At 37.4% G+C, this 21,588-nt stretch carries 21 protein-coding genes; 11 read left to right on the forward strand and 10 right to left on the reverse strand.

Features of this window, described 5'->3' with window-relative positions:
* Positions 1 to 248: 248 nt before the first annotated feature.
* Both BP861_RS02630 and BP861_RS02635 read right to left on the reverse strand, forming a co-directional pair.
* On the reverse strand, positions 249 to 863 hold the full coding sequence (locus BP861_RS02630) for an adenosylcobinamide amidohydrolase (protein WP_292372306.1): 615 nt from the start codon (positions 861 to 863) through the stop codon (positions 249 to 251).
* Positions 864 to 1,851: 988 nt separating this feature from the next.
* Positions 1,852 to 2,775 carry a phosphotransferase gene (locus BP861_RS02635; RefSeq protein ID WP_292372308.1) on the reverse strand — a complete coding sequence of 308 codons (924 nt, stop codon included), beginning with the start codon at positions 2,773 to 2,775 and terminating at the stop codon, positions 1,852 to 1,854.
* A 993-nt stretch (positions 2,776 to 3,768) separates the two neighbouring features.
* On the opposite strand from BP861_RS02635, the gene BP861_RS02640 reads away from it, so the two are divergent.
* From BP861_RS02640 to BP861_RS02655, 4 genes are all read left to right on the forward strand, one after another.
* Positions 3,769 to 5,079, forward strand: coding sequence for a threonine/serine ThrE exporter family protein (locus BP861_RS02640; RefSeq protein WP_292372310.1), 1,311 nt, complete (start codon positions 3,769 to 3,771; stop codon positions 5,077 to 5,079).
* A 669-nt stretch (positions 5,080 to 5,748) separates the two neighbouring features.
* The gene (locus BP861_RS02645; protein ID WP_292372312.1) at positions 5,749 to 6,108 is read left to right on the forward strand and encodes a putative zinc-binding protein; all 360 of its coding nucleotides are present in this window, start codon (positions 5,749 to 5,751) and stop codon (positions 6,106 to 6,108) included.
* A gap of 266 nt (positions 6,109 to 6,374) precedes the next feature.
* A complete protein-coding gene (locus BP861_RS02650) occupies positions 6,375 to 6,539 on the forward strand; it encodes a hypothetical protein (protein WP_292372314.1) in 165 nt (54 codons plus the stop codon).
* Between the two features lie 164 nt (positions 6,540 to 6,703).
* Positions 6,704 to 7,042, forward strand: coding sequence for a carboxymuconolactone decarboxylase family protein (locus tag BP861_RS02655; RefSeq protein ID WP_292372316.1), 339 nt, complete (start codon positions 6,704 to 6,706; stop codon positions 7,040 to 7,042).
* Between the two features lie 48 nt (positions 7,043 to 7,090).
* On the opposite strand, the gene BP861_RS02660 is transcribed toward BP861_RS02655, so the two are convergent.
* Positions 7,091 to 7,447 (reverse strand): ArsR/SmtB family transcription factor, encoded by a 357-nt coding sequence (locus BP861_RS02660; RefSeq protein WP_292372318.1) that lies wholly within the window; start codon positions 7,445 to 7,447, stop codon positions 7,091 to 7,093.
* Between the two features lie 361 nt (positions 7,448 to 7,808).
* Between BP861_RS02660 and BP861_RS02665 the strand changes: the two genes are divergently transcribed.
* The 4 genes from BP861_RS02665 (at position 7,809) to BP861_RS02680 (ending at position 11,832) form a co-directional block, all read left to right on the forward strand.
* Positions 7,809 to 8,159, forward strand: a complete 351-nt coding sequence (locus tag BP861_RS02665) for an ArsR/SmtB family transcription factor (RefSeq protein WP_292372320.1) — start codon at positions 7,809 to 7,811, stop codon at positions 8,157 to 8,159.
* 42 nt (positions 8,160 to 8,201) lie between these two features.
* Positions 8,202 to 9,293 carry an ACR3 family arsenite efflux transporter gene (gene arsB / locus BP861_RS02670; protein ID WP_413788520.1) on the forward strand — a complete coding sequence of 364 codons (1,092 nt, stop codon included), beginning with the start codon at positions 8,202 to 8,204 and terminating at the stop codon, positions 9,291 to 9,293.
* 191 nt (positions 9,294 to 9,484) lie between these two features.
* Complete coding sequence (locus BP861_RS02675; protein WP_292372322.1) at positions 9,485 to 11,413, forward strand: hydantoinase/oxoprolinase family protein; 1,929 nt, start codon at positions 9,485 to 9,487, stop codon at positions 11,411 to 11,413.
* A 254-nt stretch (positions 11,414 to 11,667) separates the two neighbouring features.
* Entirely contained in the window at positions 11,668 to 11,832 is a 165-nt protein-coding gene (locus BP861_RS02680) for a hypothetical protein (protein ID WP_292372324.1), read from the forward strand.
* An 84-nt stretch (positions 11,833 to 11,916) separates the two neighbouring features.
* On the opposite strand, the gene BP861_RS02685 is transcribed toward BP861_RS02680, so the two are convergent.
* The 5 genes from BP861_RS02685 to BP861_RS02705 all read right to left on the reverse strand — a co-directional run bounded on the left by BP861_RS02685 (position 11,917) and on the right by BP861_RS02705 (position 14,550).
* Positions 11,917 to 12,237, reverse strand: a complete 321-nt coding sequence (locus BP861_RS02685) for a DUF6951 family protein (RefSeq protein ID WP_292372359.1) — start codon at positions 12,235 to 12,237, stop codon at positions 11,917 to 11,919.
* A gap of 47 nt (positions 12,238 to 12,284) precedes the next feature.
* A complete protein-coding gene (locus BP861_RS02690; protein WP_292372326.1) occupies positions 12,285 to 12,668 on the reverse strand; it encodes a putative zinc-binding protein in 384 nt (127 codons plus the stop codon).
* A gap of 66 nt (positions 12,669 to 12,734) precedes the next feature.
* On the reverse strand, positions 12,735 to 12,965 hold the full coding sequence (locus BP861_RS02695) for a thioredoxin family protein (protein ID WP_292372328.1): 231 nt from the start codon (positions 12,963 to 12,965) through the stop codon (positions 12,735 to 12,737).
* 76 nt (positions 12,966 to 13,041) lie between these two features.
* On the reverse strand, positions 13,042 to 14,013 hold the full coding sequence (locus BP861_RS02700; RefSeq protein WP_292372331.1) for a permease: 972 nt from the start codon (positions 14,011 to 14,013) through the stop codon (positions 13,042 to 13,044).
* 237 nt (positions 14,014 to 14,250) lie between these two features.
* Positions 14,251 to 14,550 carry an ArsR/SmtB family transcription factor gene (locus BP861_RS02705; RefSeq protein ID WP_292372333.1) on the reverse strand — a complete coding sequence of 100 codons (300 nt, stop codon included), beginning with the start codon at positions 14,548 to 14,550 and terminating at the stop codon, positions 14,251 to 14,253.
* Between the two features lie 346 nt (positions 14,551 to 14,896).
* Between BP861_RS02705 and BP861_RS02710 the strand changes: the two genes are divergently transcribed.
* The 3 genes from BP861_RS02710 (at position 14,897) to BP861_RS02720 (ending at position 15,676) form a co-directional block, all read left to right on the forward strand.
* The gene (locus BP861_RS02710; RefSeq protein WP_292372334.1) at positions 14,897 to 15,034 is read left to right on the forward strand and encodes a hypothetical protein; all 138 of its coding nucleotides are present in this window, start codon (positions 14,897 to 14,899) and stop codon (positions 15,032 to 15,034) included.
* 32 nt (positions 15,035 to 15,066) lie between these two features.
* On the forward strand, positions 15,067 to 15,288 hold the full coding sequence (locus BP861_RS02715; protein ID WP_292372336.1) for a hypothetical protein: 222 nt from the start codon (positions 15,067 to 15,069) through the stop codon (positions 15,286 to 15,288).
* Positions 15,289 to 15,409: 121 nt separating this feature from the next.
* The gene (locus BP861_RS02720; RefSeq protein ID WP_292372338.1) at positions 15,410 to 15,676 is read left to right on the forward strand and encodes a hypothetical protein; all 267 of its coding nucleotides are present in this window, start codon (positions 15,410 to 15,412) and stop codon (positions 15,674 to 15,676) included.
* Between the two features lie 764 nt (positions 15,677 to 16,440).
* Here BP861_RS02720 and BP861_RS02725 read toward each other — a convergent pair.
* Together BP861_RS02725 and BP861_RS02730 are read right to left on the reverse strand one after the other, a co-directional pair.
* The gene (locus BP861_RS02725; RefSeq protein ID WP_292372340.1) at positions 16,441 to 20,844 is read right to left on the reverse strand and encodes a hypothetical protein; all 4,404 of its coding nucleotides are present in this window, start codon (positions 20,842 to 20,844) and stop codon (positions 16,441 to 16,443) included.
* The gene (locus tag BP861_RS02730) at positions 20,831 to 21,586 is read right to left on the reverse strand and encodes a DUF6063 family protein (protein WP_292372341.1); all 756 of its coding nucleotides are present in this window, start codon (positions 21,584 to 21,586) and stop codon (positions 20,831 to 20,833) included. Before BP861_RS02730 ends, BP861_RS02725 begins: the two co-directional genes overlap by 14 nt.
* Positions 21,587 to 21,588: the final 2 nt, after the last annotated feature.

Below are 21,588 nucleotides of genomic sequence, written 5' to 3' on the forward strand. Positions count from 1 at the left end.
TATTCTTCTATTTCTAAATCAATTTTGATACTTTTATTGATCTTTTATATTGTTTTCCAGCAATATTATTTTTCCAACACTGATTCTATGACTTGTTATACTTCATTAAGAATATGCTTTAGAATATGCTTTTTTGAAACTGTCCTAAAATCCTGTGAAATATATTTTATATGTTTTCTGGTTAATATTATATATCAGTTTAAAGTGGGTCATTTTTGCTTCAGTATCAAAAGGTATCTCTTTTAGATTTATTCTCCCCGCAGCTCAAGCCCTGCTTTTACTCCTTTAATCACGACTTCAGTAATCTTTTTTCCGAAATCTGTACTTGAACCTGCGTAAGGAATTTCCTGCTTCCTCTCATTCTTTGGGCTAGATTCTGAATCAAACCCAGAGTCAATCTCATAGGCAACAATCACTGCATCCGTGTTCGTACCAAGGAAGGTGTAGCCTTTCTCAAGCAGGGCAAGCCCTTTTGCTTCCGTGGCTGTGATTCTCGCTCCGAGAAGAGCTGTCTCAGATAGTTTTGCTTTTGAGACCAGAATTATATTTATGGTTCCTACTTTTGTCCTGAATTCCGAACCATTGCTTACGCCAGCAGTTATAAAAGCTGTCAGGTAGTCATTTTCTATTACCTGAAGGTATTCCATTTTCACAGCCGTAAGGAGGCCGAAGTGAGCTTCTTCAAGGCCCAGTTTCAGGGCTTCTTCTTTTACGAATTCTCTTGGGTCTGGTGGGTTGAAGGTTCTTGGCACCTGTTTGTTGGCAAGGTACTTGACCCGCGCGCGGCCACCGTTTAAGCCCGTACTCACGGCTTCGAAATTTCCTTTGATTATAAGGGTACTGTTCTTTACATAGTAATGCATAAAATTGCTCCGTTTTTACAGAGATGAATATAATTGTGTATTTTTTATTTTCTTCCACTAGTTAACTCTATACTTGAATTACTATATCTCAACTTTAGCAATTTACGCAGTTAGGAGAAGTTGCAGATTAAAAGGGTTATTTTAAGAAGGATTTGATTGGAGTTCAAAAGGTAGTTAAACGATAACGGTCTACTCTTAACAGCTATTTATATCATTCTATAACATAGCAAAATATTTATTACTGTTCTTCTAATTATTAATTATGAATAACAAGTACTACTCATACTGGTTAGCTTTTCTTATTCTCTCTGGAATATTTTATATTCTCTTTGGAACATCCTATGTCATTTTTGGTTTACGAGGATTTCTAGTCGTTGCAGGTTTCTTTTTTATTTTAAGTGTGCTGTACGGTCTATTGTATTCTATTTCTCGTAGTTGAGTAAATGTTTAACTGCTTTTGAATAATTAGGCTCTGAGCCTGTCGTTTTACTAGGAAATTGTCTGTCTCTCCTTGGTTCTATTTATGGATGCAGTGCAAACCAAAACTAAATAAGTCACTCTTATTAAAGGGCATCTGCTTACGCTACAAGGTGCACTTGGACTTTACTGCTGATGAAATTACTCGAATCCTTACCAATGCGGGAATATCAATTGATACAGCCCAGCTATCTCTACAAAATGTCTCTTTGCTTTACAGGTATGGACTGCTGGCTAAAGCCTTTAAACTGAGCATAAAGGAATTAATTTGCTCAAACAACTTTCGGGTATTGACCCATTTAAATCCCTAAGCCCGGATTGAACGCACTAATTTCTACGAAACTGGACTCTAAATGAGATCCTGTAAGCTCTCAGAAAAGAGGCAGATGAAAGGTTCTTTTTCGGAGAATATGTTTATGATAATCCTAATAAATGGACTGAAGTTATAATAACTGCTTATAACCGCCAGTTAGAGATAGTACAATAAGACATCAAGAGCCTGTATAAACTCTTAAATTTTCTTTATTATCTCCAGACAATTCTTTGCTTCTCTCAGAGGATAATCCTTGTAACTTGTATTAGACTTAAACATTGCAATTCTCAGCAGGCCATAAGCCATATAAAAAGGAATAACTTTAGTTATCTTGCAAAATTCCTTTTCATCTTTACTGTAACGCTTTAGGAAATGGCGAATATAAGGCTCTGCTTTCTGGCTTGATCCCTTCCGAGCAAAATAGTATTTAAGTTCAGCACAAAGTATCCCGAGATCACATGCGAAATTTCCATGTCGGGATGCTAGTTCAAAGTCCAGTAAAAACGGTCTTCCCTTGTGAAATACAAAGTTTACAGGAGTAGAATCATTATGAATCATGCAGCCTTTTTTTATATCCAAGAGGGAACTGTGCCACCATTTTCCAAGCAGATATTTATATTCTTTTTTCATACACTGGTTGATTTTTAGATGATTCAAAACATAATGGAATTTTGAAAATTCATTTTCTTTATCATAATATGTCTGCGTATTTTCATGAAGCTTTCTAAGCATATCTGCTATAAGTTCTAATTTTTCCTTAAGCTCTTTCCTGTGTTTAAGGTACCAGAATAAAGGTTTCCCAGATACATATTTACTGGCTAAGACACAATTAAACTCTCTATTTGTTGCGATAGGTTCTGGGACATTAATTATTTTTTGGGCTTTTTTAAGATTCTCATATTCTTTATTCATCGAACCATAGCTATTGTACTTTTTAATTACCCCTGTAGGTATCCCAAAAAATTTGGCTATTATGGTTACTTTTTCCCCCTTGAATTCATATTTACAGATCCTATGGGATGCATGACTGAGTTTAAAAACTCTAACTTTACAACCTTTATTATGTATTCTATCCCCAAGCACCTCTACAAGCCAGTCCCTAAAAGTATCACCTGGTTTCACTGTCCGAATATATTCAAAAGAAGCTACAAAATTCCCTCCCTCATACTTGAATTGCTGTGATTCTTGATCAATGTAGCTATTCAATGATAGTTTATATCTTGTGAAACGTTGAATATGACTTTTATTAAGGATAAACAGGTTCAAGCTCTTGTTAATCTTCTCTGATTTATTTCTTGTCTTCTTTACTCTCTGGCTATTCCTCTAAGAAACTACCAAATAATCAATAGTAACATCCAAAAATAAAATTGGTCTATGCTTTTAGTCCAATATTTTTGTTTTCTAAGTCCGCTGCCTTTGACCGTGCTGGGCAACCCTACCACATTGATAGATATATTTTTATTTTTGACTGCTCATATTTCTTTTACTTTTGTTCCTTTCGCTGGAGATTATCTTAACATGTTTTTAGTTCTACATGTTATCTATTAAGTCCAGCAAGCTGGGCAGCGAAACTATGTGGGGACAGGCTATGTCAAGACGATTAGCATGGATGCTACAATATTGTTTTTCCCACGGGTGCAGGGACGAAATTCAATGTTGATCCTGCCTCCTAGCTATTGGTTGAAGGTGTGGATGTGACAATCATAGCTGGTACAATGCAGGCTTTTGACTATAAGATGAAGCCCATCGGTTCTTACCGGCACGACTACCGCATCATGTCTTGAAGTCTGGCAACCACTTCCTTGCTTGGTGGTCAGGAGCTGCTAGCTATATCATTGACAGTGATCCCTCCGGGATCGGTTGAAAGATCTCAGTACTTTTGCATTTCAGAAGAATGGGAAACTATATCCCGTGAATGCTGATGCAATTTATAAAAATATATTAGGTGACGGAAATAATGGGAAATCGATTCCATATCCTCGTTCCTGACGATCCAAACCTGCTACTTGGGGCTGCTAGCATATTAGCAAGATCATCTGTAAGGAAGAGGCCATTTGGATTTCTCTTCCGGCTTCGCGAATAGGCTGGGAATGCGCTACACACCGAAAATTCAAAGTGAACAAATTCAAGAATTCAAGAATTGATAAAATGGTTCCACATACTGATTCGTCTCATACAAACTATTTGAGCATTTCTAGAGAGTCCGACTCACCCTATCAACTTTTAAAATTTCTCACAGAACTCTCTAGAGCTCTGACTACAGCAGGAATCGCGGTAATGTCCATAGAGTCAATTTTGAAAAAAATATGCCTGGCTTATGGTTTCAAAGCTGAGGAGGTTATTAGTTTACCTACTTTTTTAATCATAAAGATTGCAGATGGCGATTCAAAGGCTCTGGAAGTCGCCCTGCAGAAACCCGGAGTACTTGCTTTAGACCAGGTCTCAAGATTGTACGAGTTGATCAACAAGGCAGAAAATGCTGAAATAACACCTGAACAGGGAATAAAGTCTATTAATGAAATAATAAACGTTAAACGCCAACATAACTATCTTAAAAATATTTTAGGCTATGCACTTTTTTCCACAGGCCTGGGAATGCTCTTTTTACCAACTTTTAATGGTTTATTTTTTTGTGGAGCATTAGGAGCCATAGCGGGACTTATATTAGCTTATTCTGAGGATAAAACAAAACTTACTCCGATTCTGCCTGTTCTAACGGCTTTTATTGTTTCCACAATATTCTTTTTCGGTTTTAAACAGGGAATTATAAATGGATCCCTAACCATAATGGTCCCTGCACTTGCCTACTTCATTCCTGGAGCAGTTCTGTCTACGGGAATGTTCGAACTGGCAGCAAACAATTTGGTCTCTGGTGCAGCCCGCCTGGTTCAGGGGGTTGTAATACTGCTACTTCTCTTATTTGGAGTGATAGTAGGCCTACAGGTTGTAGGCTTGTCCGAAGATTACATAATAGCCAATGCGGCAACTCCTTTGAATTGGTGGGCTCCCTATATTGGGGTTCTTGTTTTCACCCTAGGAATGTACCTCTTGATGTCTATAAGAAACAAGGATATGTTAGGGGTTTTAATTGTATTGCTCGCCACTTTTCTTGGACAGCAAGTAGGAAACTACCTTTTTGGGGGACTATTCGGGGCTTTCATAGGTTCTATCATCATGACAATGTTAGGAACTTTTTTGGAGCGCTCCAAACTTAGAACACCATATTATGTATCTATAACACCTGCATTCTGGATCTTGGTCCCCGGAGCACTTGGATTTATCAGCTTAGCTGCATTAGTGGGGCAGAATTATTCCTCTTCCATTGCCAGTCTGATCCAGGTAGCTCTGACCTTTGTAGCGATCTCCACGGGGCTGTTAATCGGTGCTGTGATTGCCGATCCATTAAAAATTGGATCGTCTCCCTAAATTATTGAACAGGAGCTCTAAATTTAATAATTCCTTTAAACTCATATGTGATCAGTTCTTCCTTATGCTATTTGGAGATTTGAGCCCATAAAGGCAAGTTTCATCCGTACGCAGAAAAAATCGCCGGATAGAATCGATGCTCTGGTTTACATCCTGTCAATGCTAGACATGAATACGTATGTAGGCAGTGCCTTTGAAACTCCTGTATGTATTATCCCTGAAAACCAAGAAGTATTTCTATAAAGTTAAGAGGGATTTGAAGATCTTTGGCAGGATAATGGATATTGATTATTTTCAATGGTTTCTGCCACATTTCTTTAGATTTGAAGCTTCAAGCTTCGTCCTGTTGCTATGGTGATTATCACATAACGTAATCGGCAACTTACAGTATTATCAAAAGTCCGGATTACGGAACTAATGTCATATTAATAAGGCTGCGCAGGAAGCTGGAATTTTGTACTTTACAGAACTTTTGGTACACTGTCCAAAAGAAAGAGATGTAGACCTGCTGCCTTCTACTTCCCAATATATAAAGGCAGGCAGCATCATTATTGAATTCAACGATATCCGAAACTGCTTTTTTAGAAATTTTTTTGTAATTAAAAGTTGTTATTTATGAGACTGATAAAAATGATAAATAATGAATATCTGCCCATATTGGAGAAAAAAATGGAACACGTTTCAGGAAGAAGGAAAAATACCCTTATTTTCGCTTGTTCAGGCCTTTCTAACACCGGAAAACTCACCATGCAGGCAGCATCTACTCTTGCTTTCATGAGGCCGGATGTGTATAGAGCTGCGGCTGCTCACAAAGGAGTCGATGTGGTTGAGGATGCAGCATCCGAAGGCTTTAGAATTCTCGTCCTTGACGGCTGTACGGATCGATGTGCTACAAAAAAACTCGATGAAGCCGGGATGCGAGCAGATATCTACATGGTAGTTACGGAACTTGGAATTGAAAAAACCAGGCCTTCAGATGTGAAGCCCGAATACGTAGAAGTAATAATACGTGCAGTCAAGGAAGCCTAAATCCAATGCAGTCAAGGAAGCCTAAATCCAATATACTACCGATTTTCTTACTATCAATATTCCTGTCTGAGGATAACTACCAATTTATCTGCATATAGCATTCTGTCTTCTATCTAAAACTCTAAAAACTTCGAATTATTATTGATAGATGTACAAATCGTTCTAACATGTATCAACTATTCTTGATATCCGTCATGAGGGTTTTTAAATCTGAATTCTAAATATAGCTTATATAAGTTTAAAAACTAAGTTAATTAGGAAGTCTAATGGAGTCTAAAGAAATGGGAAAAGAAAATAGTGTGGTGCAAGAAGAGGATTCTGAAAACAGCCCTATAGATAATGAAGAGGACTTGCTGTACACACATAAGCCCGAATCCAAAGGTAACACTATGCGATGGAACTCTTCTCTTTGCAGAAGGCCTGGCCATTAAAATTACTGGAATACTTGACAATGTTGCTTCAAATAAAAACTTTAAAAGTAAATTTAAAATATTATTTTATTATAGATTATTATAGATAAACAGATTTACTTTGAACTTAAACAATTTGTAACTACAATATGCTTTAAAATCTTTATAAACAAGGGGCTATTTAAATGTCTTTTTTGAATGAAATACTACCTGAAACTGCAGAAGCTTTCGGAAAGATGAGAAATTCCATTTTTAAAGACGGATATCTGGATCTCAAGACCAAAGAACTTATAGCCGTTGTCTCTTCTGTCCTTATGCGTTGCCAGTTCTGCGTTGATGCACACTCCAAGAGAGCAATTGCTGCAGGGGCTACAAAGGAAGAGATTGCCGAAGCTATTTCAATCGCTATGTTCGTTGCTGCCGGTTCACAAATTGGATGGACAAATGTATATGCGGAAAATATATATGACAAAATCTTTGAAAACGGTAAGGAAAAAGAAGACTGCTGTTGCTGTAAGGACTAAAACCTCAGTCGTTATGTTTTTCTTCTTTTCGGTATCTGTTAACTTTTATCAGGATTTTTTGTTTTTCATTTGTGAAATAGTGTGAAAAACATTTTCAAATTCTGGATTTAACTTGTAAAAGTGCCATTTTGAACTGCTGTAGGCTTCGATGATCCCGCAGTTTTTCATGATTGCCAGGTGATGAGAAACAAGGTTCTGTCTCTCATTTAATTTAAATATTAATTCGCAAACGCAGTGATCTCTCTGAGAGAGGAAGTAAGCAATCTTCAGCCTTATCGGATGCCCAAGAGCGCTGAATATCTCACTGACTTTTTTAATGTCATTATCCAGGAAATCGATTTCCTGGAGCATTTTCTCTTCCCATTCCTTCTTTTTCTCAGGATCGGCAGGACAACAATAGTTCATAAATAAAAGAAGTTAAGCTTTCTAATTAAGATTTTTCATATCAATTTTGTTTGATGTATTAAATGTTTTTTAATACTTGCCATTCTATTTATTTAGATTTATTCAATTCTATCATCATAATATAATATTAATCGTTTTTTAAAGAATCTATCAAAAACTTATTACAGTTATTTCCCCATCCCAATTTAGAACTATCAATTAATCTTCTGTTTAGGAAGATAGTTCTGAACTCCTCTCTTTATGGAAATTTAATCAGTTCTGGAATGAGCTATTAATTTCTATGTGATCAGTAATTAGCAGTTAGAAATAAAATCAGTATTTTTAAATAACATATGAGTATATGTAATTATACTCATATTATATGGTGATGTTTGCGGATCTCGTTGATATTCTTAAGGCATTGGCTGATGAAAACCGACTACGGATATTGAATCTTCTAAAAAACGGTGAATTGTGTGTCTGTGATATTGAGACTGTTCTGGGCATTAAACAATCTAACACCTCAAGGCATTTGAACAGGCTCAAAATCTCAGGGATTATTACTTCCCAAAAAATGTCCCAATGGGTTTACTATAGATTAAAGGATGAAACTTTCACAAATTTTCCCTTTCTTTCAGTAATCATTAATGATGAAGTAGAGAAAATTGACATTTGTAAAAAAGATCTGGAACTTCTGGAAAAGATTAAAGCAAGTAACAGATGCTGCGATTGAGTGAGAAGTTATCAGCTTATTAAAGACAAAGAGGTGTCCTATCTGCAAGACTCCGTTGTGTCAAAATTATCGTTCTTGAACCGTTATTTGACCCTATGGATTTTTCTGGCTATGTTCATTGGTGTAGCTCTAGGCTTCGTTTTCCCCGGATTTGCAGACTTTTTACAGAGTTTATCCATCGGTACGACTTCGATTCCTATAGCCATCGGTTTGATAGTTATGATGTATCCTCCCCTAGCACGGGTAAAATACGAGGAATTAGGCAAAGTATTCAGGAATCATAAAGTATTAGGCCTGTCCTTATTACAAAATTGGGTCATTGGTCCTATTTTGATGTTTATACTTGCGATTATATTTTTACGAGAATATCCTGAATACATGGTAGGTGTTATTCTAATTGGTCTTGCCAGGTGCATAGCCATGGTGATTGTATGGAACAGCCTGGCAGACGGAGATAACGAATATGCTGCTGCCCTGGTTGCTTTCAATTCAATCTTTCAGTTAGTCTTTTACTCCGTTTTTGCTTATTTCTTTATAACCATAATACCTGAATGGCTGGGACTTAGTGGTATGGAAATACATGTATCTATGGGAGAAGTTGCCCGAAGTGTTGCGATCTATCTGGGAATTCCTTTCGCTGCTGGTTTCTTAACTCGATATTTCTTACGTCCTTCTAAAGGAGCTCAATGGTATGATAACAAACTCATTCCCACAATAGGTCCAATTTCACTATATGCCCTACTATTTACGATTATTGTAATGTTCTCGTTAAAAGGCGAATATATTGTTGCTCTGCCATTAGACGTTGTAAGGATTGCAATTCCTCTCTTAATCTATTTCGTAATTATGTTCGGGGTCTCTTTCCTGATCTGCAAACAAATGGGAGTTAATTACGAACAGACAACATCTCTTGCTTTTACTGCGGCCAGTAACAATTTTGAACTAGCAATTGCTGTGGCAGTAGCGGTTTTTGGGATCAATTCCGGGCAGGCATTTGCAGCTGTGGTAGGCCCTCTGATTGAAGTGCCTGTAATGATCGGACTTGTAAATGTTGCACTTTACTGGGGAAGGAAATACTTTGGTAAAAGTACAATGCAGCTTGGAGACGATAGTAAAAGAGGCCTTAAAACCTAATTACGCAGTCAAACTGCTTTGCATTATATGGAATTATAATTCTGTACTTGAAGCATTCATTATTTTATTTATTTTTTATTTTCCATTATTTATTAAAAATTCGATATCCGGTTATCCCAGTGTAATATAAAACTAGCCGAAAGACCAATACATGTTACTCGTAAGTAAACAAAAAAGGAGTAATTTTCAGCATGCAATATAGTCTTGGAATTGATGCCGGAGGCACATACACCGATGCGGTGCTTATAAGGGATACGGATAGTGCCATTGTTGACTCAAATAAGTCGCTTACTACTTATCCTGACCTCCATCCCGGCATCAAAAACGTAATAGACGGCCTAAACCCTGAATATCTTAAAAATGTAAAACTTGTTTCAGTCTCCACAACCCTTTCTACCAACACTATCTTGGAAGGAACTGGATTTCCAGTAGCTTTGGTTCTTATTGGAGCCCATCCTTTTGAAAAACAATTTCCTACAAAATATGTGCTTCTTGCGTCAGGTGGACATAACCATAATGGAGAAGAAGAAGCTCCTCTTGATCTGGATGCTATTGAGAAGTTTTCCCTGCGCGTAAAGGATAAAGTTTCAGCTTTTGCCATTTCTTCCTATTTTAGCACGAGGAACCCAGAGCATGAACTTAGAGTAAAAGATCGAATTCTTGAACTTACAGGTCTTCCTGCTGTTTGTGGGCATGAGCTTTCCCAAGAACTCGGAGCCTATGAAAGAGCAGTCACAGCTTTCCTCAATGCTCAGCTGATCCCGATAACAAGGCAGTTCGTGAAGTCCATAATTAAAGATATACAAGAGCGGGGAATTAATGCCAGACTTCTTATGCTCAAATGTGATGGCTCTGTTGTCGGAATCAAAGATGCCCTGAAAAAGCCTATTGAAACTATCTTTTCTGGTCCTGCAGCAAGCTTGGTTGGAGCTTCGTATCTCTCTGGGCTTGAAACCTGTGCAGTTGTAGATGTAGGAGGCACGAGCACAGATATTTCCTCGATCTGCATGGGTGTACCTGATCTGAGCGAAGAAGGTGCAGTGGTGGGTGACTGGAAGACCCGGGTAAAGGCTATTCGGATGGAAACAACAGCTACAGGCGGGGACAGTCATGTCTGGACTGTTAACAAGGAACTCTTCTTAGGACCTAGGCGAGTTATGCCCTTGGCAGTAGCTGCGGTAAAATATCCGGATTTCTTGAATAATCTAAAAAGGACGCCCATATCTGCTAGAGAAGAGCTGGGTGAGAACATTCAACCCACAAAATTTTTTGTAAGATCTGGCTACCCGACAGGAGAACTGAGCAGGTCTGAAGCTGAAGTGCTAGAGGTTATCGGAAATGAGCCCGTCTCAGTACCTGAAATCAGAGCGCTTATCCGAAAAGACTTCCATCCTCAGACTTTAGATTCTCTTATTAGGAAACGTCTTGTCCAAGCAATCGGTTTCACTCCTACTGACGCCTTGCATGTGCTAGGAGAATATACTGCATGGAATGCCGAAGCTTCGCGAATTGGCGCAGAAAGACTTGCAAGGCTCATGCATATAGCTCCAGTAGAGTTTTGCACCGCTGTAAAAAAGCGAGTTGCGAGGAATATGGTACTTCATCTATTATCATATATTTTGGCAGGCGTTCCATATGCATCAATTGCAAAGATCCTGGATGGAGACTATCCTGCAAAATTCCAGTTGAATATTCCGGTTGTGTTGCTTGGAGGACCTGTCCGGGCATACAGGAAGGAGCTGAATGAATTAATTGATGCAGAAATTCTGGTTCCAGAGCATGCCGAGGTAGGAAATGCGGTCGGAGCACTTGTAGGAAAAGGTATCAAAAGAGTTGAGATACTGATACGACCAGCAAGTCTCATTTCACCTGATAAGGATTTCCTGGTCTTTGCACCAGGTAGTCGACTAAGATTAGATGCTTATACAGAGGCTCTAGACGCAGCAGTCAAATTTGGGAAAAAACTTGTTGCGGATTACATGCAAGACTGTGGCCTTAGCGGAAACCAGGTTGAAATTTCAGTTGAGAAAAAGACTATATCACCTGATGGCTGGAACCATCCTCCTATGGAAACAAGTCTTTTAGTTATGGGAGTAGGAGTGAGGGAAAGATCTACCTGAACCAGATTCTTACCAAGAGATTGTAAATATGATCAACGGACTTGTATTAATTACTGTTTAAAGATTGAAAAACGAATTTATAAGCGGCTTATCAGAAATTGTCTGAGATATCTAAAAACATATTAAGAATTGATGAATAACTAATGAGTGAAAGAGAAGATAATACTGCGGATGCAAATGAAAAAAAAGCATAATTAAAGAGACACAAGGGAAAATCGCAATAGTAGGTGGGTCCTGTCGTTCGAGTGGATGTTATGGTGATTCAAGTACGAGAGGTAGAGCTGAAAAATGACAAAAACCTGCTCACAAGTTGCATTGCAGGTGCTTTACTTAAAGAAGAATATCTCAGGATTTTAAGTGAAGCTGGATTTTCAGTTGAAATTTTGAATGAAGATCTAGATAAGCAAAAGGCAGTATAGTGGGTTTGCCTGCCGAGAGCTTGAAACTTAAAACCTGGAAGTGAGAAGGCTTCTAGGTTTCTCAAATTGGCTCTATATAAAACTTCAGACATCATTGAATTCGATACTGATGCTACCTGCTTTTTTTACCAATGATTTTGCAAGGAACCCACTCTCCATTCTGCAGAGGTTGAGTACTGCACAAGGCACAAGGCAATTTGAACAGCACTTTGCTTCCTGTGCTCTATCAATAACGTAATTGTTTTTAATATCCAGAATTTCCATCATGGGAACTTCCATGTGAGAGAATTTCTTTATCTTTTCACATGGAGTTTCTATGTCAACAATAATTTTATTTCCTTTTTTGCTTCCATGTATCTTGTGGACAAAACCACAGATAGTGGAATTTACAGTAAATTCAGTCAACATGTAACCCTCTATTTTTTGGTTATGCACGTTTTTCGAATCCGCTATTACTCGGACTGTAAGATCTTTAAGGTGTTTTCAAGAGCTTTGGAGAATTCATCCTTTTTGAGTTCTTTCTCTTTGGTTTTTTTAATCCCAAATTCGGATATAACAATCTGACGATCTACTTTGAAGCCTGCCAGTTCAAGGATTTTGCTTGCACAGTTTACAGAACAACCATCAATTGCAATTATCCGGTCACAAGCTTCGGCAGATTTCATAAGCCCTGGAGCTCTTGCACCAATTCCTGCAGTACACATAAGGTTTCCAATGTTCCGTTTTTCTAATTCAATTGCAATTTTATTTGAGAGCTGCCCCACATTTGAAGCTCCTACACATGGGAAAATTGCCACATTTGGAGAACCGCATGTACATTTTACCTCTTCTGCCATATTTATTCTCCGTTCTGATTCTTGTTAGAATTTATATTTTCTGATATAGACTAGGCCTCTCCTTTATTAAGAAATCCACTTTTTAATATCTTTTTCATCCGGAACTTTGCCCACAAGTTTGACTTCCCCATCAACGACGACTCCAGGGGTGATCATAACGCCGTAATTCAGGATTTTTTCAATATCTTCAATCTTAACAACTTCGGCTTCAACACCTTCATTCTTCAATACTTTTTCAATAACTTCTTTTGTTTTCTTGCACTTTGAACAGCCAGTTCCAAGAATTTCAATCTTCATGTTTTTAACCTCATACTTGTTTCTTTTGTTTTTGCCTCTAACACTTTTTTCTTTATTTTGATACTTGACTATAATCTCACAGAATAATGTTAAATAGATATCCCGTAAAAATTATCGATAAACTAACAACTAAAACAAAGGCTCCAATTAACTCGTTTTTAAGAACCTTTTTGAGGATAATCATTTCAGGAAGTGAAAGCGCAGTAACTGCCATTAGGAAGGCTAGGGCAGTGCCTACTGGAAGTCCTTTTCCAATAAGGCTTTCCACAATCGGAATCATACCCATAACGTTTGAGTACAGGGGCACCCCTATAATGACTGCAATTGGAACAGCAAGTAAATTGTCCTTCCCTGCATATGTTGCTAGGATGCCTTCGGGGGCGTATCCATGAAAAATTCCTCCCAAAGTAACTCCGATAATCACATAGAGCCATACTTTTTCCACGATGTCTTTAACATTGTCAAAGGCAATAGCGGTCCGTTCTTTTATACTTAGGGTCTCTGGCTTCTTGTTCTGATCCCCCACTTTGATCTTGTAAACAAAATCAGCTACGTATTTTTCCATTTTCAGGAGGCCTATAATATACCCACCAAAAACTCCGAGCAAAACACCTGATACAACATAGATCAAGGTTGCTTTAAGACCAAGGGTAGCCCACAGTGCAGCGACTGCGGCTTCATTTACTAACGGGGAAGTAATAAGGAAGGAAAAAGTTACTCCAAGAGGGATTCCAGCTTCTACAAAACCAATAAAAAGGGGCACTGAAGAACAGGAACAAAAGGGTGTGGCAGCTCCTATCACGGAGGCTAATAGATGATATTGCAGCCCTGTTTTGCCTCCAAGTACCTTTCGGGTTTTTTCTGGAGTCACAAAGGTTCTGATGTAGGAGATAGCAAAGATCATCACAACTAGTAGAATTAAGATTTTCAACACATCATAGATGATAAAGTTAACACTGGCTGCAAGGTGTGTGTCAGGTACAATCCCAAATACCTCATATGTCAGTTTATCAGCAATCCATTGAAGAGGATAGAATATATCAACCATTTTGGAGTCCTTCTTTAAGATTTCACCTTGTTTTTGGATATATTATCTCTTGATTATATCAATAAATATTGATATAATATTTATAGGATATAAAAGTAACGAAATGGTTGAATTCGGTTTTCTGTTTTAATATTGGATACTTATACATATTAGATTTCAAAAAAAGTTTCAAGGAATTTTACTGAATTATAAACTTAAAATATTCAACCTTAAACAAATTCAAAAATGAGTCCAAAATTATTCTTCAACAACTTTGAGAATCTTCCTGATTTTGTCGTTTTCTATGGAATAAAGCCTCATCTTTCCTTCTTTTCTTACCTTAACTATCCCCCAGTCCTGCAACTTTGCAAGGTGCATTGAAGTATTGGACTGAGTTCTACCAATGAGTTCCGGAATCTCACAGGCGCATAGTTCTCCTTTGTTACCGTATTTATTCTCTTTACATTCATTCTCAGACTCAATTAGAGCTTTAATGATTCTATACCTAGTGTCTTCACTCAGAGCTTTGAAAAGTTGTATATCTGTTTCATTAATCATATCAATAATCATTGAATCTTTGAGAATATATACGTTTTTCGAAATAGGAGATTAGGCTCATTGCTTGTAAATGTGAAATAAAGATTATTTTGATTTTCACAATTAGATGGTCCACCAATAGTCAGTTCTCACTTTTTATTAACGGGCATGTACAGTCTAGCACTATTTTTACAGCGCTTCTAAGAGGCTTATATTCATTGGCTCTCTTGTTACGGATTTTAGTATAATGTGTATATATGAATATCTGTGAACAAACTTTAAATCGTTTATGTGTATGGGTAGTTATATTGGCACACGTTAAGCGAGGCATAACATAAATGGAACTGAAATATATAAAAAACCCGGAATGAATTTAAGATATGAGGATCAGAAATGGAAAGGAACTGTTAAAGGCGTAAACAACGAATTCAACATGACATATGTGATCTTTGAGGGAGATAGAGCCTTTGAAGAAATTGACGCTGGATACCTAAGGCTATTCTAAATGCCTTAAATTTCCTTTATAGGAGTTATGCTATGAAAGTAGGAGAACGAAAGCAGCAGGGACACGGAAAAGCACAAAAAACAATCTGCCCAAAGTGTGGGGAAGAGTACCTTGAGACAGCTGGAGGAAAGAAGGGTAACAGCTGGAAGAAAATAGGCTTGTATTGCCCTAATCCATCATGTGATTATATCGTAAAAGATCCTGTAAAGCTGGAAGAAGAAACTGAATCCATGAATGAACTAGAAAACGATTGAATTTTTCGATTCTCTGTGGAGATCCTCCTGGAAGATCTGATATTTTCTCGCTAGGTTGATTTTGTGGGTATTCCGAATAAGAGAAAAGATGTTACCATTATTTTTTTGGAGATGAAACTAAGTGACTGAAGATATGGATAAAATAGCGTTAGAAGGTCAAATAAAAAACATTCAGACATTAATTGAGCTTGACGAAGAAGACATTGAATACTATACAGAAGACTTGGCGAGCCACAATATAACAGAAGGACCTCATTACAATCATATAATGGAAATCATAAGAGAGAAGAGAATCCATGTAGGGGAATTATATAATAAACTCAAAATTTTGAAAGATGAAACCCTATCGTATAAAGAACGGATGCTACGTGCCTTAAGGATATGTTAATTCTTTTCTTTCCTTTTTGTCTTATAAATTCGGCCAGGCTCTCTGCAGGCCTGACGGGATATCTGGCTAAAATCAATGTCCTCGTTACCTTTCTTATTTACGATAATATTTTAGAAAAGTCCAGTGCGAAGTGAGATTGGAACTTACCCACACTCGTAAACAGATTTAGGTCTACATCCTACACATAGATCTTGCTGCAACTCAAGAGAGATATATAATAATTAGGTAATTTATGTAAAAAAGAATTAAAAATTAGTGCGAGAGGTGCGATTCGAACGCAAGAATTCCTACGAAACTGGACTCTGAAAACAATATCAAGTTTCCTTGATCTGAGTTGACGGGGACCAAATTGCAATATATGTCCTGTAGGGGCCTGAATGAGAGACGATTTAAAATGTTTCAATGTGAATCCTGAAGAAAAATATCCATCTTCTGGTCCACAGCACGCGGAAAAAATGCCGATATAGTCCTTACTCTGTTGCCAAAACCAAATGTGGAGCGCACCCTAGACGGCATCCAAATCGACTGCAATGGGGAACAAGGCATTGTTTTCCTGGTCACTCCAGAGACGATAGAGTTACAAGTTGCCAACCATTGAATGGACTAAAGGAGCGAATGAAACGCAAGTGTGAGTTCAGAAACTGTCGCTATTACGGAAAACTTTTTCCTCCAGATCATAGCACAGCAGGAACATCTTTCATGGATGCGGAAAGATATTTAGAAATATTTCATTAATTAAAAAGAAATGATAGTTGAGATATTAATTATCCTCCGTACATTGATATTGACAGTTGCCCTCCACGCTTTTGGCGCTCTATGCGATCCAAAATCTCGCTTCTAGCCCTTACTTGGATGCCTATTCGAGTTCGACCGTTTGTAGATAATTCCTCTGTAAGAAGGTGATTTATTGGGAAAAATTCCATCACGTTTGTACCAATTTTGTGTCCAGGACAGATTAACTGGACATGGTTTCTCTCAAGAATTGCCCATATTTTTTCCCAGAGATAATATGAACTGGTTGTCCCAAAAGGATTGTCTATCACTAGGACTTTTGATGTATTTCTATCTCTTCTGTCAACTACAATATCTCTGATATACGACATTAGCACTACTAAAAATATGATATACATGGCATTTTCCTGACCCCCGGACGCCTGTATTTTTTCCCATCTTTGGAATTTAAGCGAGTTCCTGTCAATTTTACGTATATCCAGCTTAAGCAATTTCATGTCCAAAACCTTATTTATTAAATACGCAGGGGTAAGATTACTTATTAACTCTTTTTTGCCAATATTACCTACTTCAATTTCCTGAATGAGTTCCTGGATGTAATATCTCATTTCAGACTCAGCACGTTCTTCAGTATATTCACATTCATTGAAGTTTATACGAACCATCTCTTCCAAGGTCCCATCAACATCTATTTTTGATAACTTGACAAACTTGTGCAAGTAATCCCTATACATCATTGCAATACCTAATGCTTGAGCAACAATGTTCTCTTCAACACTTTTAAGAGCATCCACCTGCTTCTGGTGCATTTCCATTCTTGAAGTTATAGTACAGGAATAGTCTTGCAGAGAATTTGCATTGCTTTCTGCCTCTCTTAGGGTATTTGCAACTAGGAGTTTCTGTCTCACAACATCTTTAAAGTAAGAAGCAACGGGCAAATCAACGATTATATTCAAGAACTTTTCTTTGGCAAAGTTGAATTTGCTTTTTCTATTTTCAACGTCAACATTGGTATTTTTCAAAAGCTCCTCTATTTCCTTGTGGCTGATAAGTTCTACAGCTACCTCAACAGCCTGTGTTTCAATTTTATAAATGTCACTCAAAATCTTGTAATGATCCAGGCTGTTTTTAAGAGATTCTAGTTCCTTTTCCGTATTCTTGCATAGATTTTCTAGCCCTACTATCTTTTCAACTAGACGATAGCTCTCTTTTTGACTTTTGGTTAGTTCTTCATCTACCAGAGTTGAATCAATGAGGAAGGAGTCCGCTAAGTAAACCTTTCCAGATTTAGCATTAAATCTATGACATTTCTCTTCAAACTCTCTCGTGAGAAGAAGTAGGTTATCACTCGCTTTGTGAAGTCTGAAATCCACATCCCCCAAATTAGCCTGTATATTTTCTATTTCTTTCTTTAGAAACTCCAGATGATCATCGGGATACGGCTGACTTCTATTATTGGCTTTGATGCTTTCAATTGACACTTCTAAGTTTTTGATATCTTTTAAAAACACTTCTATTAGAGATTTGTTCTTTTCTATCCTATGATCAATTTGTTCAATGTTCCCGCTAACCTGGTTGAGTACACTATTAACTGAGATCCACTCTGAGCGGAGTATGTCTGTATCCTTTTCCGGCAATTCATCTGCATCCACATTTCGATACTGAACAAATGACTTTACCTCTTTATCGAGCATGCTCTTTTGTAAGTAAAGAGACTGCACAGAACTGTCTTTTTCCTTAGAGTCAATATCCAGCTTGTATTTTAGGTTCTTTTTCTCCCTATGCTGAATTTCTACATTATTCAGGGTCGATTTGCTCTGTTCCAGAGCTCTTGTTTTTTCTACAATTTCATCCATTACCTTATTTAGATCGATGAGCAGACCACGTTTCTCTTTTAGCTTTTCCTGCTTTTCTTGAGTAGTCAATAGACTTGATTTAGCCTGTTCAAGAGCTAAACTATCGTCTTCATTCTTTTTTCGGATACTGACCAAATTATTTTCTTCCTCTTTTTTCAGAGATTCGTACTCTGACACCTTCTCATGCAGTTCAGATTCATAAGTTACAGGATAGGTATAGAGATAAAAGGAAAGAGCTTCTCTGTCGTTCTTAGCAACTTTAAGTGAATTATCACAGCGAACGATCTGTTGCTCGACATCTTTGATCTTTTCCTCTATGCGATTAATCGTGTTTTCTCTATTGAGAACATTAACGTAATACTCAGCATCTCTTGAAGGTATAAACACATTCTCGAGAGAGACTTTTTTATTTTCCTGGATACTTGAAATGCCTGTAAGAATTACTGAGGAATCCATTATTTTGGGTGATAAATGATTTCGCGGATTTTTAACAATGGCGTCGAAATCATCATTAGCAAGAATTATTGCTTTAGGAAGCCACGGGACATTATTCAATAGATTTCTTTGACCATCAGTATCTAGATCCTTGAGGTACTCAGCTCCGCTCCGAGCAAATTTAAAGCGGTCTCTTAATAAGGTGAGCGCATCTTCAAAATCTTCGCTTAAGGCAAAACCGTATTCCTGTACCATCCTCAATTCTTGTTTAAGTTTTTTGTGGTTTTTTCTGGCTGTTGACAACAGTTCCTGAGTATCATTAATCTCTTTATCTACTGTAAGGAGACAGGGTTCGATGTCAGTCCCTCCACGGGCTTCAACAATATCTAGCACTGCTCTTCTATCCGACTCAAACTTGAGGATGTTGGCTCTTACGTTCTCGATGTTTTCTTCAGTGTTTTTAATTTGATTTTGAATATATTTAATTTCAATTTCACTAGTTAAAAGACTGGATTTCAACGTTTCTATTTTATCTGCTAACTGTTTGAGTTTGCCCTCAAGTTCCTCTATAAGTTTTCCCGTTGCTTCGACTTCGTCTTCTATAATCAGGCCACAGGTGATCCTTGGATATTGGGCATATTGGTTATTAAGTACAGATTCGCGTTTTTTCAGGTTTTTAAGTTCATCATCATATCGGGATATTTCTTTACCCAAAAAACTCAATTCGTTATGAAGCTGTCCGATGATATGTTGACATTCACTTATTTTCTCCTGAATTTCATTTTTAGCTTTCATTTCAGCTTCATACTGTTCAGAAAACATATCCAAGTCTTCCGAAATGCGTAAGAACAAACTTTTTCCAATAGCGTCTCGCTCACCAAACAATTCATTATTCTGCTTTCTTATATTTTCCAGAGTGTTATGGGATTCACGGATCTCACTGTTGAGGTTTTGAATCTCAAGATACTTGTTTGTGGCAGTTGCAAAATTCGATTTATGTTTTAGGTCTTGAAGTGATTTTTCAACCCCTTCTTTTTCGACCCTCAGCTCTTCTAAAATAGTTTTGCTTTTATTCACTTTTATATTAAGCCGCATTAGTTCGAATCTTTCGATATCATGTTCGACTTTCTCGTGCAATCTCTTTGTTTCGTTAAGGTCAAATTCAGCTTTTTCAAGATTAGAAAGCGTCTCAGTTACTTTCAAATCATGAGCCTTATACTGAGAAGAGGCAATAAGTTTAGCCTCGTCAAATTTCTGATGGGATTCGATTACTTTATTGTTTTCATCAATTATCTTATTGACTTCGGAATTAAATGTTGTATACTCCTTGACGTGCTCGACTTCCTCTTTAAGCCTCTTTAAATCTTCCTGGGACTGATAAAGTGCACTCGCAAGTGACTCGCTACTTTTTTCCTCAGAATTGTCTCCACTGAACCGACGTTTATCTCTTAAACATTCATCTGTAGTATTTATTAAGAGTTTTTCAACAAGAGTTCGGGAGGTGCCATAATTACCTCCAAAGTAGGTCTTCAGGTAGTTTTCATCTTTATTGATGCTCTGAACCAATCGCCACTCTGCCTCGAGTAAATTATATTCCTTGATTCGTTCCTTGTACTCTCTAATAGTTTCAGTTATCCATATATTGAAATCTCTACTTTTTTCTTTTAAAGTGGAAAGTGTTTTGGAAAAATCCATAACCACAAACTCGTTATTTTCCCATCTACATAAGGGGATTCTAAAGATATCCAAGTCATTTGACTTATCGTAGAGATGGATGTAATTGAAATGGTTTACACCCCCACTCTCGAGAAGATCATCAGGGTCATCTTTCTTTTTCGCACAAAATCCCGTAAGCAAGTACTTGTGTTCATATAACCCTTCATCAAGTTCCCACTCAGCCAGAACATGCGTTGTCCTATTTGGATCCCCACCCTCAAACATAGCCTTAAAAGGCTTTTTTGAATCAAGATATGATTTCGGCATGATGCACTGCAATAACAGCATTACAAGGACAGATTTGCCACCACCGTTAATCAGTTCATACGTTGCACTAAGACCTTCAAAAGGCATGGAAAAATCCTGGTATATGCCCTTGCCTTCATTGAACTGGGCATTAATGACTCGGAGGTTTTTAAGTTTCGGCATTCTTTTCTTCCTCCAAGCAGGTCAAATCATCAATGAACTCTATTATGTCTGTTTGAATATCTGACCTGTTATATGCTTCAGATACAATTGCTTTGAATCTTTCAGTAGGATAAACGGCATTATTGTGCTCATCTACCAGTCTGTGTTTTTTCATAAACATGACAGTTTCATTTATGAGCGCAATCTTTGAACTGGTTCCTTTTTGTTTTATCTCATTATCGGAATCATCCCTGAATTCTACATTTGGCAAACTGTCCCATAAGTCTTTAATTTCCCTGAAATTAAATTTATACTCTTCACTGATTTTATCCAGATCTTCAAAATCAGACAAAGCCCTAATTTTTGCTTCTATAATTCCTATAAGGTAGTTTTTAGGAAGGTTTATGCGATGTGTATCATGAAAGGATTCTTTGTAAAATTCGCTTACGATTACATTCATTATAAAAAAGACTGTGTACATTTCGGGGTTTTTGAATCCTCTCCCAAGTTCATTTTTAATGTCTTCGTTAGTGTAACCAAAAACACGGTTTCCAACTCCAGCACTCAGAAATATTGAATCTCCCCGTCCGCAAACGTACAGTCCGAACTTTTCAGCACAAAAATCAAGTGCTTCCCTTATTTCACTTTCCTGTTCATAACGCATGAAGTGTTTTGGATATGCAAATCTTTCAATTGAGCCGGTTGACAACATATGATAAAGCATATCAAGAGCGATGCCTAGATTCTCTTTTTCAAATTTCACAT

It is taken from the genome of Methanosarcina sp. UBA411, from assembly GCF_002495725.1.
Lineage (GTDB): Archaea > Halobacteriota > Methanosarcinia > Methanosarcinales > Methanosarcinaceae > Methanosarcina.

Bases quoted from the DNA above. Each gene is read 5' to 3' on its own strand.
- BP861_RS02690 (WP_292372326.1), bottom strand. From the start codon at position 12,668: ATGGCAGAAGAGGTAAAATGTACATGCGGTTCTCCAAATGTGGCAATT.
- BP861_RS02675 (WP_292372322.1), top strand. From the start codon at position 9,485: ATGCAATATAGTCTTGGAATTGATGCCGGAGGCACATACACCGATGCG.
- BP861_RS02655 (WP_292372316.1), top strand. From the start codon at position 6,704: ATGTCTTTTTTGAATGAAATACTACCTGAAACTGCAGAAGCTTTCGGA.
- BP861_RS02705 (WP_292372333.1), bottom strand. From the start codon at position 14,550: ATGATTAATGAAACAGATATACAACTTTTCAAAGCTCTGAGTGAAGAC.
- BP861_RS02710 (WP_292372334.1), top strand. From the start codon at position 14,897: ATGAATTTAAGATATGAGGATCAGAAATGGAAAGGAACTGTTAAAGGC.
- BP861_RS02645 (WP_292372312.1), top strand. From the start codon at position 5,749: ATGGAACACGTTTCAGGAAGAAGGAAAAATACCCTTATTTTCGCTTGT.
- BP861_RS02650 (WP_292372314.1), top strand. From the start codon at position 6,375: ATGGAGTCTAAAGAAATGGGAAAAGAAAATAGTGTGGTGCAAGAAGAG.
- BP861_RS02665 (WP_292372320.1), top strand. From the start codon at position 7,809: ATGGTGATGTTTGCGGATCTCGTTGATATTCTTAAGGCATTGGCTGAT.
- BP861_RS02695 (WP_292372328.1), bottom strand. From the start codon at position 12,965: ATGAAGATTGAAATTCTTGGAACTGGCTGTTCAAAGTGCAAGAAAACA.
- BP861_RS02700 (WP_292372331.1), bottom strand. From the start codon at position 14,013: ATGGTTGATATATTCTATCCTCTTCAATGGATTGCTGATAAACTGACA.
- BP861_RS02680 (WP_292372324.1), top strand. From the start codon at position 11,668: ATGGTGATTCAAGTACGAGAGGTAGAGCTGAAAAATGACAAAAACCTG.
- BP861_RS02715 (WP_292372336.1), top strand. From the start codon at position 15,067: ATGAAAGTAGGAGAACGAAAGCAGCAGGGACACGGAAAAGCACAAAAA.
- BP861_RS02660 (WP_292372318.1), bottom strand. From the start codon at position 7,447: ATGAACTATTGTTGTCCTGCCGATCCTGAGAAAAAGAAGGAATGGGAA.
- BP861_RS02725 (WP_292372340.1), bottom strand. From the start codon at position 20,844: ATGCCGAAACTTAAAAACCTCCGAGTCATTAATGCCCAGTTCAATGAA.
- BP861_RS02630 (WP_292372306.1), bottom strand. From the start codon at position 863: ATGCATTACTATGTAAAGAACAGTACCCTTATAATCAAAGGAAATTTC.